13 protein-coding genes are annotated in these 16,528 nt (G+C 57.6%); 7 read left to right on the forward strand and 6 right to left on the reverse strand.

Going from position 1 to position 16,528, the window contains the following annotated elements:
* Positions 1 to 226 precede the first annotated feature (226 nt).
* Positions 227 to 1,270, forward strand: a complete 1,044-nt coding sequence (locus BUA15_RS05740) for a LacI family DNA-binding transcriptional regulator (RefSeq protein ID WP_072715023.1) — start codon at positions 227 to 229, stop codon at positions 1,268 to 1,270.
* A gap of 4 nt (positions 1,271 to 1,274) precedes the next feature.
* A complete protein-coding gene (locus BUA15_RS05745; RefSeq protein ID WP_072715024.1) occupies positions 1,275 to 2,261 on the forward strand; it encodes a phosphoribosylaminoimidazolesuccinocarboxamide synthase in 987 nt (328 codons plus the stop codon).
* Here BUA15_RS05745 and BUA15_RS05750 read toward each other — a convergent pair.
* Genes BUA15_RS05750 through BUA15_RS05765 form a run of 4 tightly spaced genes read right to left on the reverse strand, consistent with a single transcriptional unit; the run spans position 2,246 to position 5,063 of the window.
* Positions 2,246 to 3,052, reverse strand: a complete 807-nt coding sequence (locus BUA15_RS05750; protein ID WP_072715025.1) for a nitrilase-related carbon-nitrogen hydrolase — start codon at positions 3,050 to 3,052, stop codon at positions 2,246 to 2,248. The two genes, BUA15_RS05745 and BUA15_RS05750, sit on opposite strands and share 16 nt — an antisense overlap.
* Positions 3,053 to 3,058: 6 nt before the next feature.
* Positions 3,059 to 3,514: a molybdenum cofactor biosynthesis protein MoaE gene (locus tag BUA15_RS05755; RefSeq protein ID WP_072715026.1), complete on the reverse strand. Its 456-nt coding sequence runs from the start codon at positions 3,512 to 3,514 to the stop codon at positions 3,059 to 3,061.
* 26 nt (positions 3,515 to 3,540) lie between these two features.
* Positions 3,541 to 3,804, reverse strand: coding sequence for a MoaD/ThiS family protein (locus BUA15_RS05760; RefSeq protein ID WP_072715027.1), 264 nt, complete (start codon positions 3,802 to 3,804; stop codon positions 3,541 to 3,543).
* A gap of 14 nt (positions 3,805 to 3,818) precedes the next feature.
* Positions 3,819 to 5,063, reverse strand: coding sequence for an ABC transporter permease (locus BUA15_RS05765; RefSeq protein WP_072715028.1), 1,245 nt, complete (start codon positions 5,061 to 5,063; stop codon positions 3,819 to 3,821).
* 57 nt (positions 5,064 to 5,120) lie between these two features.
* Here BUA15_RS05765 and BUA15_RS05770 point away from each other — a divergent pair, with 57 nt between their 5' ends.
* From BUA15_RS05770 to BUA15_RS05790, 5 genes are all read left to right on the forward strand, one after another.
* Positions 5,121 to 5,930, forward strand: coding sequence for a cytidine deaminase (locus BUA15_RS05770; protein ID WP_245771943.1), 810 nt, complete (start codon positions 5,121 to 5,123; stop codon positions 5,928 to 5,930).
* Positions 5,931 to 5,942: 12 nt separating this feature from the next.
* Positions 5,943 to 8,090, forward strand: a complete 2,148-nt coding sequence (locus tag BUA15_RS05775) for a hypothetical protein (RefSeq protein ID WP_072715029.1) — start codon at positions 5,943 to 5,945, stop codon at positions 8,088 to 8,090.
* 100 nt (positions 8,091 to 8,190) lie between these two features.
* Complete coding sequence (locus BUA15_RS05780) at positions 8,191 to 11,094, forward strand: lamin tail domain-containing protein (protein WP_072715030.1); 2,904 nt, start codon at positions 8,191 to 8,193, stop codon at positions 11,092 to 11,094.
* Positions 11,095 to 11,163: 69 nt separating this feature from the next.
* The gene (locus BUA15_RS05785; protein WP_072715031.1) at positions 11,164 to 11,511 is read left to right on the forward strand and encodes a HesB/IscA family protein; all 348 of its coding nucleotides are present in this window, start codon (positions 11,164 to 11,166) and stop codon (positions 11,509 to 11,511) included.
* 198 nt (positions 11,512 to 11,709) lie between these two features.
* On the forward strand, positions 11,710 to 14,262 hold the full coding sequence (locus BUA15_RS05790; protein WP_072715032.1) for an ATP-dependent Clp protease ATP-binding subunit: 2,553 nt from the start codon (positions 11,710 to 11,712) through the stop codon (positions 14,260 to 14,262).
* A gap of 65 nt (positions 14,263 to 14,327) precedes the next feature.
* Here BUA15_RS05790 and BUA15_RS05795 read toward each other — a convergent pair whose 3' ends face one another.
* Both BUA15_RS05795 and BUA15_RS05800 read right to left on the reverse strand, forming a co-directional pair.
* Entirely contained in the window at positions 14,328 to 15,317 is a 990-nt protein-coding gene (locus BUA15_RS05795) for a glycosylasparaginase (RefSeq protein WP_072715033.1), read from the reverse strand.
* Positions 15,299 to 16,435: a glycoside hydrolase family 18 protein gene (locus tag BUA15_RS05800; protein WP_072715034.1), complete on the reverse strand. Its 1,137-nt coding sequence runs from the start codon at positions 16,433 to 16,435 to the stop codon at positions 15,299 to 15,301. Before BUA15_RS05800 ends, BUA15_RS05795 begins: the two co-directional genes overlap by 19 nt.
* Positions 16,436 to 16,528: the final 93 nt, after the last annotated feature.

Below are 16,528 nucleotides of genomic sequence, written 5' to 3' on the forward strand. Positions count from 1 at the left end.
TCTGCAGGAATTCGAGGATTTGTTCTATTTCCTTTATCTTTTAAGATAGATTCGGCATTTTTCAAAGATATGAAAAAAATATTGATCAATTGCTGAAATAAATGAGCGAGCGTTTCCTGTTTGCAGAAACAAAGTTATATTACCCGGGAACATTACGCTCTGTCGTGAAGAAACAACCTCAACCCTGTTAGCTGACCGTTTAAGCATAACCTGGAGGCCCCGCATTATGGCGCAGCGCATCCGTTCTCGGAAGAAAGACAAGGTGACCATCTACGACGTTGCTCGCGAAGCGGGCGTTGCCATCTCAACCGTTTCTCGCGTGCTCAATAACTCCAGCGACGTCTCCGAGGAAACTCGGCAACGCGTCCTTCGGGCAATCGAGAAATTGCAGTTCCGCCCCGATCGGACGGCCAAAACCCTGGCGCAAAAGAAAACGCGCGTGCTGGCCGTGGCCGTTACGTCGTTTACCACGCCATTTCATAATGAACTGCTGAAAGGCGTTCGCACGGCCCTGGAAAATGTAGACGCCGACCTGCTGCTGAGTGACCTGGGATCTAGATATCCCCAGCAGAAGTTAATGAACTTTCTACGGCGCGGAGCAGTTGATGGGCTGCTCCTGATCGGGCTCCCAGTCGATGAAAAACTTACGCTAGAGCTGCGCGCCCTGCATGCTCCTGTTGTAATGGTGGGCTATCATCATACTGACTTTGATTGCTTTTACTGGGATGACCGGGCCGGTGCCCGAGCGGCCGTGGAACATCTGATCGCCTGCGGTCACCGTCGCATCGGCATGATCCGCTCCCACACAGAAGGAAGCTTGCAGCTTGACCGCATCGCCGGGTATCGGGAAGCATTGGAAGCGGCCGGCATCCCGTTTGACCCAGAACTGATCCGCGCCGGCAAAACCGAAAAGCATGCCGGGTTTAGTGAAGAAGCGGGCTACGAAGCCATGCAGGACCTGCTAAAGATCGAGCCGCGGGTAACTGCTGTCTTCGCCAGTAGCGACGTCCAGGCCATCGGGGCCTGGAAGGCGCTGCGTGAGGCTGGCCTGCGAGTGCCCGAAGATGTAGCTCTGGTGGGTTATGACGACATTAAGGTGAGCGAATATATCGGGTTGTCCAGCGTGTCGCAAAACATGCATACGGTTGGACGCGAAGCAACCCGGCTGCTTGTGGAACGCGTTAAAGGAGTCCGGCAAGACCCTCCGCAGGAAGTGCTGGTTGTTCCTCAGCTAAACATCCGATATTCAAGTAATTGCGGACGCACCTGAGCCCATGATTACAGAGACCCTCCTACAGGCCCAACTGGAGCGAACCCTTCGGGAGACCAATCTTCGGGAACTGGGCCCGCCTTACCGAGGGAAAGTGCGTGATGTCTATACGGTGGACGAACATCTGGTAATCGTCACGACCGACCGCATTTCTGCGTTCGATCATATTTTGCGTCAGACCATTCCCTTTAAAGGACAGGTGCTAAACCAACTGGCTGCCTACTTCTTTCGCCATACCGCCGACCTGGTCCCCAATCACGTGGAGGCCGTGCCCGACCCGAACGTAACCGTAGCACGGCGGTGCCGCCCGATCCCTATCGAATTTGTTGTGCGGGGCTATCTGGCGGGACATGCCTGGAGGGTCTACCAAAGTGGCCAGCGCGAGCTGTGCGGCAAGCGTCTCCCCGAGGGCCTGGTGCAAAACGCCCGGCTTCCTGAACCCATCCTGACGCCAGCCACCAAGGCCACAGAAGGTCATGATGAGGACATCAGCCGGGAAGAAATTCTGGCGCGCGGCCTGCTGGATGCCGATACCTTTGACCGCATCGAAGCAATGGCCCTGGCGCTCTACCGACGCGGCGCAGAGATGGCTGCCCAACGGGGACTAATCCTGGTGGACACAAAGTATGAGTTCGGAATCGATGAAGAAGGAACGATTCGATTAATTGACGAAGTCCATACCCCGGACTCTTCCCGTTACTTCTATGCCGATGAGTACGAGGAGCGGCTGCGCAAAGGGCTGCCGCAGCGCCAGCTCTCCAAAGAGTTTGTGCGGGAATGGCTGATGGCCCGTGGATTCATGGGACAGCCCGGTCAGCAGCTCCCTGACCTTCCAGACGAGGTGCGCGTAGAAATTGCCCGGCGGTACATTGAGGTCTATGAGCAACTGACCGGTGAACCGTTTCAGCCTGATACCCATCCCGATCCAGAGCAGCGAATCCGGGAAAATCTGGCAACGCTGCCGCTGCTGCAGCCTCAGCTCAGTCGGTAAAACGCTGGCCGCCGATCCGCAAACAGATCGTTGTGCGGAGTAATGCGACGGGTACGAGCCTCTCGGGGGTCAATCGTAGCAAGGCCTACCTGGTCTCCTTCCGCCGGCGCCTCCTGAAGTACCCGGCCTGCAGGGTCGCAGATCAGACTGCGCCCGATAAAACGGAGCGTCTCCCGTCCATTGGACTCCATGCCATAGCGGTTGGCTGTAATAGTAAACACATGGTTTTCAAGGGCACGGATGGGCATAGCCCGGGGACAATCCGGGCGCACCAGGTTGGCCGGGTGCGCAATCACATCAGCTCCTTGCAATGCCAGCGTACGGGCCGCCTCCGGAAAGTACCAGTCATAGCAGATCATAACTCCCAGCCGATAAGTCTGACCGCTTCGGTCGGCTACGTCAAAAACCGGAAATCCCAGATCCCCGGGACTGAAATGCAGCTTCTCCTCGTAAAAAAGGTGTATCTTACGATAGCGCCCGATTAGACCGTCGGGACCTACAACAACGGCACTGTTGAAAAGCTGCGTGCCGCTGCGTTCCGGAAGGCCACCCACGAGTACCGCTCCCGTCTTTCGGCTCCACGCAAACATCCACTGCGTGGTAGGTCCGTCCGGTACAGGTTCAGCAATTGCTTCCAGGTCTGCAATGGATTTGAAGAAGTAACCACTGGCAAAGAGCTCAGGTAGTACAATCAGATCCGCCTCCACACCTTCAAGAAGCGCTTCAACCCGCTTCAGGTTGCGCGTTCGCTCAAGGTAGGCTGGATTGTACTGCAGGTAAGCGACCTGCATGAGGCGTTACCGACGTTTAGCTTCGGGAATGCCTTCCTCAACCCAGATGTTCTGTCCATCCGAAAGGGTCTCACGTTTCCAGATAGGCACCTGGCGCTTAAGCGTGTCAATCAGAAAGCGGCAGGCGGCGAAGGCTTCGGCGCGGTGCGGGGTGGCCACGCCAACCAGTACGCTGATCTCGCAGACCGGCACTTCGTCCAGGCGGTGCCAGAGGCAGAGCCGACAAACAGGCCACTGGCGGCAGGCTTCGTCTGCCAGTCGCCTCATTTCGCCTAAGGCCATCGCTTCGTAGGCCTCATAGAAGAGCGAAAGCGTCTCGCGCTGATCGGTCCATCGGCGCGTCGTGCCCAGAAACAGAGACAGACCACCTGCCTCTGGTACTTGCAGAAACGATACCGCTTCCGCTATAGGAAGCGGCTCATGAAGCAGACGAAGCCATACGGTGGATGACCGGTATTCCATAGGAACGGGTTGTGTTCAGTTGCAGGTTAGCCACCACTCACGGGCGTGATCAGTGCAATTTCGTCTCCTTCATGCAGTTCGACCGACTCAGGCACGTACTCCCGATTGACAGCCAGCCGCAGAACCGACCGGTAGGTAGCAATTTCCGGGTATTGCTCGGCCAGGTAGTCCAGCAATCGGGTGCCAGTAGCGGGCAGGGGGATGGATACGCACAGCTCATGTTGCCCCAGACGCTCGCGGAGCACGCTGAAAAGTAACACCCGAAGCTGAATGTGAGCCCCCTGCTGCATAAGCCCTGTATGTATCAATGAAAGCGGATAACCTGGATTGGATTCATGCGGGCAGCAATGCGGGCGGGCACAAAGGAAGCTAGCCCACATAATAAAATAGTAACGAAAGCAACCAGGATGAAGTCAACTGCATGGAGAGCAACAGGCGCTGTGCGCATGTAGTAGGCCTCAGCCGGCAATGGGATAATCCCCAACTGTTGTTGCAGCAGCGCTAGGCCCAGGGCTAGTAGCTCACCGAGCAGGGTACCGATCGTTCCGGTCAGCAGCCCCAGTATCAGGTATAGCCGTTGCAGCCGCTGCTGAGAAGCACCCATGCTTGCTAAAATGCCGATCTCTCGGGTTTTTTCGAGAACCACCATCAAGAGCATGGCTAACATGTTAAAGGCGGCTACAATCACGATAATACTGATAACCAGCGGAATGATGCTTTCCTGAAGCCGCACCCAGGCAAACAGATTGCGAAAGACCTCATAGATGGTGCGGGCAATGACCGGAAGTCCAAAATACTCTTCAATCTGGCGCGCAATGTGCGATGCCTCCTGAACATCCTGAAGCGTGAGATCAAAGCGTGTGACTTCATCTGGTCCGTACGCCAGCAGGGCGCGCGCCGCCTCAAGGGAGGTAAAGACGTAAAGGTGGTCAAAATCGGCCAGCAGCGTTTCATACAAACCTGCAATATAGAACTGTCTGACGCGCACGCGAGGCCGCGTGCCGGTTGGAAGATGGCGCATAGAGAAAAGGGTGACCAGGTGGCCCGGACGCAGACCAAGTTGTTCTGCAAGCTGGCGTCCAATGATGAGCCCGGGGCGTCCAAGACTGTCCGGGGCAAAGGAGGCTGTCCCGGCCACCAGATGCTGCTGCAGGTAGGCAGGAAGAGTGGGACTTCCCCAGAGGGCTACACCGTCTACTTCCCGACGACTACGCCGAATCAGGACAAATTCTTGAATGACTGGCCGAACGGTGCGCACCCCCGGCATGCGCTGCAGAACAGCTTCCATCCAGGAAGCTTCTGCCAGCGGGGCGTCGCGTAAGTTCTCAACCTGAACATGTGCGCCGAACCCTGTAAGTTTGGCTTCAATCTCCTGGCTAAAACCATGTACAATGGAAAGCGCTAGCAGCAACGCTGCTACGCCAACGGTTACTCCGCCAATGGCAATGTATGTGATAAAGCGGAGGAACCGACGTCCTTCTTCCCGGCCCTGGGCGCCTCGAAGGTAGCGAAGCGCGATAAAAAGTTCGAAGTACAGATGGCGGAGCACAGCTTTTTCTAGACGATAGACGGACCTCCGTTCGAAACTTATGCACGCGCTTGGGATATGTCCCGTGCTTTACAAATGATCCATGAGGGTCCTGTGGCTGTCTCGGCTATACTACAGCAACTGCGGACGCTGGTTCGCGAAGTAAAAAGCCGCGCCTATGTTCCCTACTCGGGGCGTCCCGCCGCGGTGGTCCTGTTGCTTTCGGACGGTGCCTGGATCCCAGGTGTTCGCGTTGAGAGCGCCTCGTTTTCCCTGACAATCCCGCCGTTGCAGAATGCGTGGACGACAGCGGTTGCACTGGGACGCCGGGACATAGTGGCGGCTGCATTTTCGGAGCCTGTGGACGTGTCCTCTCGTGCCTTTTTAGAGGAATTGGGAATCCTGCCAGAAGTGGAATGTGCAGATCTCCTTACAGCTTCGCCTGAAGCATTGCCAGGATTGCGCGAACCATTGACGCCTTTCTGGAACGGACAATTGACCCTGCAGCAGGGTATTCCGGTTGCGCGTCAGGTGGCCAGGCGCGCCTGGGCGCCGCATTCTGATTTTCCGGTAGGTTGCCTGCTGCAGTTGAAAGATGGGCGGTGCATCCCTGGAGTTAATGTCGAGCATCCTGACTGGACGCGGACGCTCTGTGCCGAGCGTAACGCGCTTGGGACGGCATTAAGCTATGGAATTACTCCGGCTGCATGGCAGGCGCTTTTTCTATCCTGCCTAAAGGATACGCAGGGAACACCCTGTGGAGCCTGTCGGCAGCTACTGGCTGAGCACCGGCCGGATTTGCCTGTGTGGATGGATCGTGGTCTGGAGAATCCTCCGCAGATCTTGAGGGTTGATGCTATGTTGCCGGGTTTTTTTGTGTTGCAATAACAGAAATTGCCCATGCTCCAGCTCGCCTGGCCCCTCTTTGTCTATGTACTTCTGCTCGGCCTGACAGGGGCTTTTGCTGCCTGGATCTATCGGCGCACATCGCATCTCAACCGGAACCAGCGCCTGATACTGACCCTGCTCCGCAGCAGCGCGCTGGGCCTGCTGCTTACCCTGATGGCTGACCCGTTACTGATCCGTACCATTTACCGGCAGATCCGTCCCGAAATAGTCGTGTTGATTGATGACAGCGCCAGTCTACCGCTGGCCGCGCGCGATAGCAGCCGCCACCTGGCGCAGCGTCTGCAACGCGCCCTCCCCTGGCACGCTTTGCAAACAGCCCAACTGCATCTCTATGGCTTCGGTGCAACACTGCGCCCACTACCTGACGATCCACAACAACTGGCCGATTCGCTTCGGTTTCGCCAGACGCGCACCAATGTACATCAGGCAATCCTGGAAGCTTACCAACGACACCCCCGGCTACAGGCTGTGGTGCTGATCTCAGATGGACAGTTCAACACAGGTCCCTCCCCCCTTTATGAGGCAGAACAACTTGGAATCCCTGTTTTCACGATTGCTGTAGGCGATACGACGCGCCCCCGGGATGTCTGGATCGACCGGATCGAGACCAATACCCTCGCGTATGTACGCACCCGTCTACCTGTTGCTGTGCACCTGCAAGCGCGTGGCTTCGCCCAGACAGAAATAACCCTGGTCCTTGAAGTGAACGGACAAGAAGTTGCGCGTCGAAAACATGTGCTTACTGCACCGGAAGAACAGGCGACCATTTCGTTTACCTATGAACCTGACCAGCCAGGTTTGCATCATATAGCGGTTCGTGTTGATCCTGTTGAGGGAGAATTTTCAGAGAGCAATAACGGAGAAAGCGTCATTGTACGCGTTCTAGAACGGCGCCGACGTCTCTTACTGCTCGGCGCCGCACCAGAACCTGACCTTGCCAATCTGCAACGATTACTTACCCAGAATGCCGACCTGGAGGTAACCACCCGGGTGCAACGCGACGCCCGACGCTTTTACGGCGGGCCCTTGCCCGACACATTGGACACTTTTGATCTGATCATCCTCGCAGGTTATCCTGGACGCGAAGCCGATGCGTCCACGCTAAGGCGTCTTGCAACAGCGCTCAAGCACGTGCCCGTTCTATTTCTGCTAAGCCCTCGCACAGATCTGCGTCGCCTGTCTGTCTTATCCGACGCGCTACCAGCACGCCCAGAGCAGATCCTGCCTGGATACATGACCGTTGTCTTTCAACTACAGCCAGCAGCACGGACCCACGCGATCTTTGACCTGCCTAACGGAATTCCTGCGACCCTTGGCCAACTTCCCCCCTTGCGAACCACCCCATCCAGGTGGATGGTAGCGCCAGACGCCCGTCTGCTGGCTACCGGGCATTCTTTGGAATCAGTAGATGGTGTCCCACCTGTTCCCCTCCTCCTTGTACAGGAACGCAGCGGGCATCGCCGCGCTATGCTGCTGGGAAGCGGAACCTGGCGCTGGAGTAACCTGCCGGCATCCTTTGATGAGCTGCGCATCTTCTGGGAAACCCTCCTGGATCATTTAATTCAGTGGCTGACAGCACCTACCGAAAAGCAGTACGTACGCGTCCGGCCAGCACGCGAAGCATTTGGCGAAGATGAGCCCGTGCGCCTCATGGGCGAGGTCTACGATGAGCGGCTGGCTCCTGTTGACAACGCAACGGTGACCGTCGACGTATGGGATGCTGACAGCACGCGCTATCCGTTTCGGATGGAGCCGGTCGGAAACGGTCGCTACCGCCTGGAAATCGATAACCTGGGACAGGGACTGTATCGATACCGTGCCGAAGCCTATCGAAATGCAGAACGCATTGGGGCTGACAGCGGATTTTTTTCCATTGGTGCTGCCACCCAGGAATTCAAAATGCCATGGGCTGACTGGAATCTGTTGCACCAGCTCTCCCAGCGCACGGGCGGCCAGTTTTTTACGCTGGCAGAAGCCACTGAGCTGACGGCTGCGCTACAACGCACCGGCCTGCTTACGCCAGCGAAAAAGCCTGTGCGGGCAGAATGGCGCCTGCGGTTGACCTGGCCTCCTTTGCTTTTGCTGATTGTACTCCTGACGGCTGAGTGGATTTTACGCAAGCGATTTGGACTGGTGTAAACTGATGCCGTTGCGCTCGCACGCCCGCGCCAACTGCCTGGTGTTCATGACATATCCCGTTGTTATCTAAAGCGCAAATTGCAATAACGGACTTATCACCATGTACCGCTTCCTCTGGATCCTGCTCCTTCCTCTTCCCGTACAGGCCCAGTTTTTTGAAGCGTTCAGCGACGGTAACTTCACCGAAAACCCTCCCTGGTACGGGACCCTCGCCCATTGGACCATCGACACGCTTAATGGGAATCCCCGACTCCGCACCAATGGCCGTCCCCGACCTGACACGCTCTTCCTGACCACTCCTTCTGCGGTCTCCTGGGGCCTCTGGCAACTCACGCTCAGCTATGAGCAGGTCAACCTGAGCAACTTCAACGGCGTGCGCATCTACCTGCTGGCTGACACAGCCGATCTGCGCGCTCCGGTCCATGGCTATTTCCTCCAGCTTGGAACCAATAACCGCGACGAGGTACGCCTTTATCGCCAGGATGGAAATCCGGCTACCCGACGCATTCTGCTCGGACGTAGTGCTCCTGTGCTGACTGCGCCCACCCAGACGTTGACGTTAAAAGTTTTACGCACCGAAACCGGCCACTGGAGCGTCTTTTTGAACGGTCGCCTCCTGTTTGAAGCTACTGACGCGACGTACTGGCGCAGCCGCTACTTCGGGCTCTGGGTAAAACACACGGCTGCCACTGCCCGCAGCTATGCGTTTGACAACCTGATGGCTGCCGGTGAAACCGAGCGCATCGATCTTATTCGCCCTCGGGTTACCCGTGCTTTCTATCGCCAACAACTGCGCGCTTTCGTTGTAGCTTTCTCTGAACCTATCGACACGACGCGAATCCCCTCCAATGCCTTCTACGTAACCGCCTCCTCGTTTGCTGGATTCCCCCAACGAATCCAGTGGACCGCGTCCGGCCAGACCGTCCACCTGCACTACCACCGCGTGCCTCCTTCTGATACGTATCAGCTTTCCGTTCAGGGGCTGCAAGACCTGGCCGGTAATGCCCTGCGCGACACGGTCGTGACGCTCGCTGTCACAACAGACACCCTGCCTCCTCGGCTGCTTGATCTGTATCCCGTGGATAGCCGTCGGATCGGCCTGCGTTTCAACGAACCGGTGAATGGCTGCAATTCGACTGCCTATAGCCTCCTGGAAGGTCCTGCCGTGCTGCAGGTACTGGACTGCCCCGCTCCTCCCCGCCCTGACTTTACGCTGCTGCTGACGGCGCCCATGATTCCTCAGACTACTTACGTCCTTCGCGTCGAGGCCTTGACCGACACGGTAGGCAACCCTATGCAACCGGTGCAGCGTGCGCTGGCATTTCCCGGCGATCCCGGCCCCATTAGCGCCGGCGACCTTATTATCAATGAAGTACTCTATGCCCCTGCGCAGCCAGGCCTCGAATTTGTAGAACTGTATAACCGAGCTCCTTATGCACTGGACCTGCAGAAGGTTTTCTGGCACGACGCCCGTGGCCGCGCGCAACCCCTGGCCGATCGGGCCTTTCTTATCGCGCCCGGTGCTTATGCCGTGCTCGCCGAAGACACCACCGCCCTGCGAACCGTCTTCAGCGTAGCGGCAGTGCTCCTGCAACCTGTTTCCTGGCCTTCGCTCAACAATGACAGCGACGCTATCGTATTAAAGCGAGGCGATGGGCTGCTTCTCGATTCGCTCTGGTACCACGCAGCCATGGGTGAACCGGGACGCTCCCTGGAGCGCCGGGATCCCGACCTTCCCACCCTGCTGCTCGCCAACTGGGCGGTCAGTGCAGCTCCCCGCGGAGCTACGCCCGGACGCCAGAACAGCCGCTACGAACCTGACCAATCGCCACCGGCTGTTCGCTTTGTGGCCGTGCGCGACAGCTTAACGGTCACTGTCCTGGTTAACGAAATGCTGGATCCAACCTCTGTTCAGCCCGCTGCTTTTGAACTGGACGACGGTACCCGTCCCCTGACGGCTACCTGGATACCTGAGGTCCGGCACGTCCGTCTGCGCTTTGCGCGTCCTTTGCAGCAACAACGCCGGTTGGTTGTCCACGGGCTGCGTGACCTCAAGGGCAATCGGCTGACGGCAACCGTGCACCCGCTGGCCTATCCACCCGCCCCGGCAACCCTCCGCGTCAATGAGATACTTTACGCTCCATTGGCCGATCCGTACGACGGCCGCCCCGATCAACCCGAGTACGTTGAGCTGATCAACACGTCATCCCGCCATCTCAACCTTGAAGGACTCTTCTGGACGGACGTGCCGAACGAACACGGCCAGGCAGACACAGTACATCTGCCGATCCGCTGGCAGGCGCTTGCGCCAGGCAGTCTGGCCGTTGTTTTCAACGTCCCTCCTGGACGGGATCCTCAGGCATTTATGGCGGCAGCCTTCCCGAACGCACTTCGTCATCCCGGTACCATCTGGATTGCGATACCCGGACGTGGACTGGGCTTGCGCAATGACGGCGACCTCATCCACCTGCAATACGGTTCCTTGACCCTCGACTCCGTGTACTATCGCCCTTCCTGGCATCAGGCAGGCATTCGGGAAACCACAGGGCTGGCCCTGGAGCGGTTGCTTCCAGAGGGACCTTCGAACGATTCCGCCAACTGGACCAGTAGCCCCCATCCTTCTGGGGGCACGCCGGGCCAGCCCAATGCCGCTCGCCTCCAGGACCGTCCCTCGCTTCCTGAGCGTCCAGCCTTAGAGGTTGCGCCTTCTCCTTTTTCGCCAGATGGCGACGGGATCGATGATGTCGTCACCTTTCGCTACAGGTTGCCCGCGCCCAGCGCACTGGTGCGCGTCCGCATCTTTGACAGTCAGGGCCGTCTGGTACGAACGCTGGGCCCCATGCATAGCGGTGCGCAGGGCATGTTGCTCTGGGACGGCCGCGACGATGCAGGAGCAGCGCTCCCAATCGGAATTTACGTTGTCTTGTTGGAGGCCATGGATGCCCCGAACGGCCGCATACTGAAAAGCAAAGCTCCGGTCGTCCTGGCGCGCCCGCTTCGGTAGCATGCGGAACAGCCACGCCAACGACACGTTCTCTGGGATGCATTCAGCAACCAGTGATGGCGCCAACCGATGAGCAGCACGACCTTGCAAACTCCGATCCGGCTGACGCCCCGCGCTGCCCAAGAAATTCGGAAGATCATGCAGACCAAGCAGATTCCGGAGGGGTATGCCCTGCGCGTGGGCGTTCGCGGCGGTGGTTGTTCCGGCATGAGCTATCTGCTGGGCTTTGATCGGAAGCGTGAGTACGACTTGGAATTTGAGGTTGAAGGCATTCCCATTTACATGGATCGCCGGCACGGTCTATATTTAATGGGCACAACCATCGACTATCACGACGGGCTGAACGCCCGGGGATTTGTTTTCAATAATCCCAATGCAACCCAGACCTGCGGCTGCGGCTCAAGTTTTGCAGTTTAACGCTCCTGTGCGAACTGGCTGCAGACGCGGGGTAAGCCTTAGCAGCCCCGCGTTTTTTGTTAGGAACAGCAATCCACGGGTTCGGTTAACAACACAGGGTCAGCGTTGCCGGTTACAAGCGGCACGCTGATCGCGGTAACCAACAGCCTTGAACATGCCGAACGGCACGCAGGGCTGTTTTAAAGCAATCCAGTAGTTATGGAAGGAAACTTCTCCAACAGAGTCCGGGACGTTATTTCCTACAGTCGGGAAGAAGCAATCCGACTGGGACACGATTACATCGGAACGGAACATCTGTTGCTCGGCATCATCCGGGAAGGCGAAGGCATCGCTGTACAGATCCTTCGCAACCTTGGATGTGACCTGTTGAAACTGAAAAAAGCCATTGAAGATGCAGTCCGGAGCACCAGCGGCCCAACTACAGTTGTAGGGAATCTTCCCCTGACGAAGCAGGCCGAGAAGGTGTTGAAGATAACATACCTCGAAGCCAAACTATACAAGAGCGATGTAATCGGCACCGAACACTTGCTGCTAAGCCTGCTGCGCGATGAGGAAAACATTGCCGCCCAGATTCTGCAGCAGGGTTTCTCTATTACCTATGATGCTGTCCGCGCCGAGCTGGATGCGATTTTGAGTGGGAAGGCGTCGGCCCGGAGCAGCAGTGGGAGCGGAAGCGGCAGTCGCTTTTCATCCAGATACGGTAGAGAGTACACAAAGATGGAAAAGAGCAAAACACCCGTGCTGGACAATTTCGGCCGCGACCTGACCAAGCTGGCCGAAGAGGGGAAGCTGGATCCTGTCATCGGACGGGATCGGGAGATTGAGCGGGTTGCCCAGGTGCTCAGCCGCCGGAAGAAAAACAATCCGGTGCTGATTGGAGACCCGGGCGTAGGAAAGACCGCCATCGTGGAGGGCCTGGCTATGCGGATTGTGCAACGCAAGGTCAGCCGGGTGCTCTACGACAAACGAATCGTCTCTCTCGACCTGGCGGCGCTTGTAGCAGGTACAAAGTACCGCGGCCAGTTCGAGGAGCGCATGAAGGCGGTTATGAATGAGCTCGAAAAGAATCCCGACGTTATTCTTTTCATCGACGAGCTGCACACCATCGTCGGAGCCGGTGGCGCTTCGGGCTCGCTTGACGCCTCCAACATGTTCAAACCGGCGCTGGCGCGCGGTGAAATTCAGTGCATCGGCGCGACCACCCTGGACGAATACCGTCAGTACATTGAAAAAGACGGCGCGCTGGATCGCCGCTTCCAGAAGATTATGGTCGACCCCTCCACTCCGGAGGAGACCATCGAAATTCTGCAGAAGATTAAAGATCGCTACGAGGAACACCATAACGTCCGGTACACGGACGAGGCGATTGAGCTGTGCGTCAAACTGTCGGAGCGGTACATCACCGATCGCTTCCTTCCAGATAAGGCCATTGATGTTATGGATGAAGCCGGCGCCCGGGTGCACTTGAAAAACATCCGGGTTCCGAAAGAAATCGTCGAGCTGGAAGAAGAAATTGAGCGGGTACGTGAGGAAAAGAACCGCGTCGTTAAAAGCCAACGCTTCGAAGAGGCAGCGCGGCTGCGCGACCGGGAAAAGAAGTTGCTCGAAGAGCTGGAAGAGGCCAAGCGCGCCTGGGAAGAGCGTATTCAGCATGAAGTCCATGAGGTCACGGCCCAGGATATCGCAGAGGTCGTGGCGATGATGACGGGAATCCCCGTCGACAAAATCACCGAACCTGAGCAGAAAAAGCTCCTCCGCATGGAGGAGGCGCTCAAAGGACGCGTCATCGGTCAGGACGAAGCGATCTCCAAGCTGGCCCGGGCGATCCGGCGGACGCGCGCCGGCCTCAAAGATCCGAAACGCCCCATTGGTTCTTTCATTTTCCTGGGACCGACCGGCGTCGGCAAAACTGAGCTGGCCAAAGCCCTGACGGAGTACCTGTTCGATTCCGAGGATGCCCTCATCCGCATTGACATGAGCGAGTACATGGAGAAATTCTCCGTCAGTCGCCTGATCGGTGCTCCGCCAGGCTATGTGGGCTACGAAGAGGGCGGCCAGCTTACCGAGAAGGTGCGGCGCAAGCCTTATTCGGTCGTGCTGCTGGATGAAATTGAGAAGGCCCATCCGGATGTGTTCAACATCCTACTGCAGGTGCTGGACGACGGAATCCTGACTGATGGACTGGGCCGCCGCGTCGACTTCCGGAATACAATCATCATTATGACCTCTAACATCGGCGCCCGCGAAATTAAGAACCTGGGGAAGGGCATCGGCTTTACGCAGAGCGAACAGCCCTTTAACTATCAGGCGATGAAGTCTACGGTTGAAGATGCGCTCAAGCGCGTCTTCAACCCCGAGTTTTTGAACCGAATCGACGATGTGATCGTCTTCCAACCGCTGGAGAAACAGCATATTTACCAGATCATCGACCTGATGGTCTCCGACCTGCTCAAGCGGGCAGGAGACCTTGGCATCCAGGTTGAGTTCACCCAGGCTGCCAAGGACTTCCTGGTCGAAAAAGGCTATGATCCGCAGTACGGTGCCCGGCCGTTGCGGCGAGCTATCCAGAAGTACGTAGAAGATCCACTGGCCGAGGCTATCCTGAGCAACGAAGTCAAAGAAGGCGATCTGGTTGTAATCCACTATGACGAGTCCGTCAAACCAGGCGAACTGATTTTTGAGGCGCGGCCAGCCGCCGAAGCAACACCCCCTGAAAAACCCGAAACGGCTGAAGAAGGGGCCTCGGAATAGCATACAGTGGCTCGGCAATAAACAAAGCGCCGGCTCGAGAAGAGCCGGCGCTTTGTTTTGAGGATTCAGCGCAGGAGACTGGGGGCCTGTAGCAATTGCACTTTCTGATCTCGGGTTTTTACCGCATAGGTGAAACCAGGACGCAGGCTGTAGGCGCCTACCGCTCCATCACGTCGCAGCGCCAGGAAACCCACCTGTAACGTTTCGCTGCCCGGACTTTTGGCCTGGTAGCGTTGCACAGCCTTGCGGCAAGCTACTTCAGGATCGTCGCCCTGCCGCATAAGCTCGACGACCAGATGAGAACCTGCAATGCGAATGACCCCTTCTCCCCAACCCGTGGCGCAGGCGGCCCCCACCTCGTCATCCACAAACAGCCCGGCGCCGATAATGGGCGAGTCGCCCACTCGTCCGCGCAACTTGAAGGCTGCACCACTGGTGGAGCAGGCGCCTGCCAACCGTCCTTCCTCATCCACCATCAACAGCCCGACGGTATCATGATTGGTCGCATCAATACGATTGGTATTTTCCAGGTTGGGTGGCGGAGGGGTTTGCCGAGCTTGCCGGGCTTTCCAGCGCTGCCAATCCTGCGCGGCGGCTGGCGTCAACAGGTTTGTCTCTTCAAATCCTTCGGCCCGAGCAAAATCCTGCGCTCCCTCTCCCACCAGAAAGACGTGCGGGGTCTTTTCCATCACGCGCCGGGCTATCGAGACCGGGTGCACAAATCCCTCTAAAAACGCAACCGCTCCACACCGCCCCGTTCCTTCCATAATGGAAGCGTCCAGCGTCACCCGTCCCGTTGCGTCTGGATAGCCTCCCAGTCCTACCGTACGGACGCTCGGGTCTGCTTCTACTACTCGCACCCCTGCCTCCACCGCATCCAGCAGACTGCCGCCCTGCTGAAGCCTCCGCCAGGCTGCCTCAACAGCCTGCTGGCCATGATTCCAGGTAGCCACCGCAACAGGCCGCCGAAACCCGACCGAAGACGTACATCGAAGTCCAAACGCTCCTAGTAGACCAGAGATCAGTCCTAGCTGAATTACTTCTCTTCGTCGCATTGCAATAACGGATTTATTGAAGCAACAACACACCGTAGCCGCCCCTCCCAATCTCCACTGTACTCCCAGAACATTATCCCGCCCAGTTGCTGCATCCGCACGTACGCTATTTTTGCTTCCAGCGATTGTTCGTCTTCATAGGAAATAAAGATACGTTGCTCGGGATGCCATAAATAAGGCGCCTGCGCTTCGGCATCCCAGTACCGCGTAACCCCCTCCCGCCCCACGTAGTACCGCTGCAATACGGCAAAGGAAAGCTCCTTTTCCACCGGCATCCCGTAGGGCTGATACCGCCCCTGATGCTCTGGCCGCACTTCCTGCCACCCTCGCCCGTAGAACGGCACCCCGATCACCAGTTTTGCTCCCGGCACCCCGGCCGCCAGATAACGCCGCACGGCCCCATCCACCGACATCTTTTCTGGATCCAGAGAGGACGGATACAGATTGGCATGATGCCCCGTATGGTCCGTCCAGCTCCCGTGAAAATCATACGTCATCAGGTTGATAAAATCCACCAGGGGGTACACCCGCTCAATCTCGACGTGCGCCAGATACGCCGGACCGGCTGCTGCCGCAATGGTCAGTAGATACGGACGCCCCTGCACCTGCGTCAGGGAGTCCAGCAGCGTCCGCACCGTTGCCAGCAACCGGGTAAAATTCTCGCGATCTGCTGCGCGATAGACGTTCCCCTCACCCGGCTGCCCCGGATACTCCCAGTCGATGTCCAGCCCGTCCAGTCCGAACCCAACCAGCAGCGACCCCGCACTTGCCGCAAAACGACGCCGCGAAGCCGGCGTCAGCGCTGCGTCTGAAAAATAGTCGGACCACGCCCAGCCCCCTATCGAAAGGAGTATCTGCGGACCATCGGAGCCCCGCAGCTCCGTCAGGCGACGCAACCGCACGCTGTCGGCGGCTGTCTCCAACACAACCCGCCCATCAGGGCGCACATTGGCGAAGGCATAGTTCACATGCGTGAGTCCCGATAAATCCAATACAGCCAGACTGTCCATACGGGGACCATAGAGATAGCCTACCACCCGATAGCCTGGCGCCGCCTGCTCCAGCGCACACCCCCAGCTTATCCAGAAGCTCAGCAAGCATAGCCAGCTCGTGCGCATAGATCCTTTCACTTAGCGAAACCGACAGTTGGCTCCTAAAGTAGGCTGAACGTAACTGCCAAAGCAAAGTGTATATTCATTTTGGGAGCGCTT

Source organism: Rhodothermus profundi (assembly GCF_900142415.1).
Taxonomy (GTDB): domain Bacteria; phylum Bacteroidota; class Rhodothermia; order Rhodothermales; family Rhodothermaceae; genus Rhodothermus; species Rhodothermus profundi.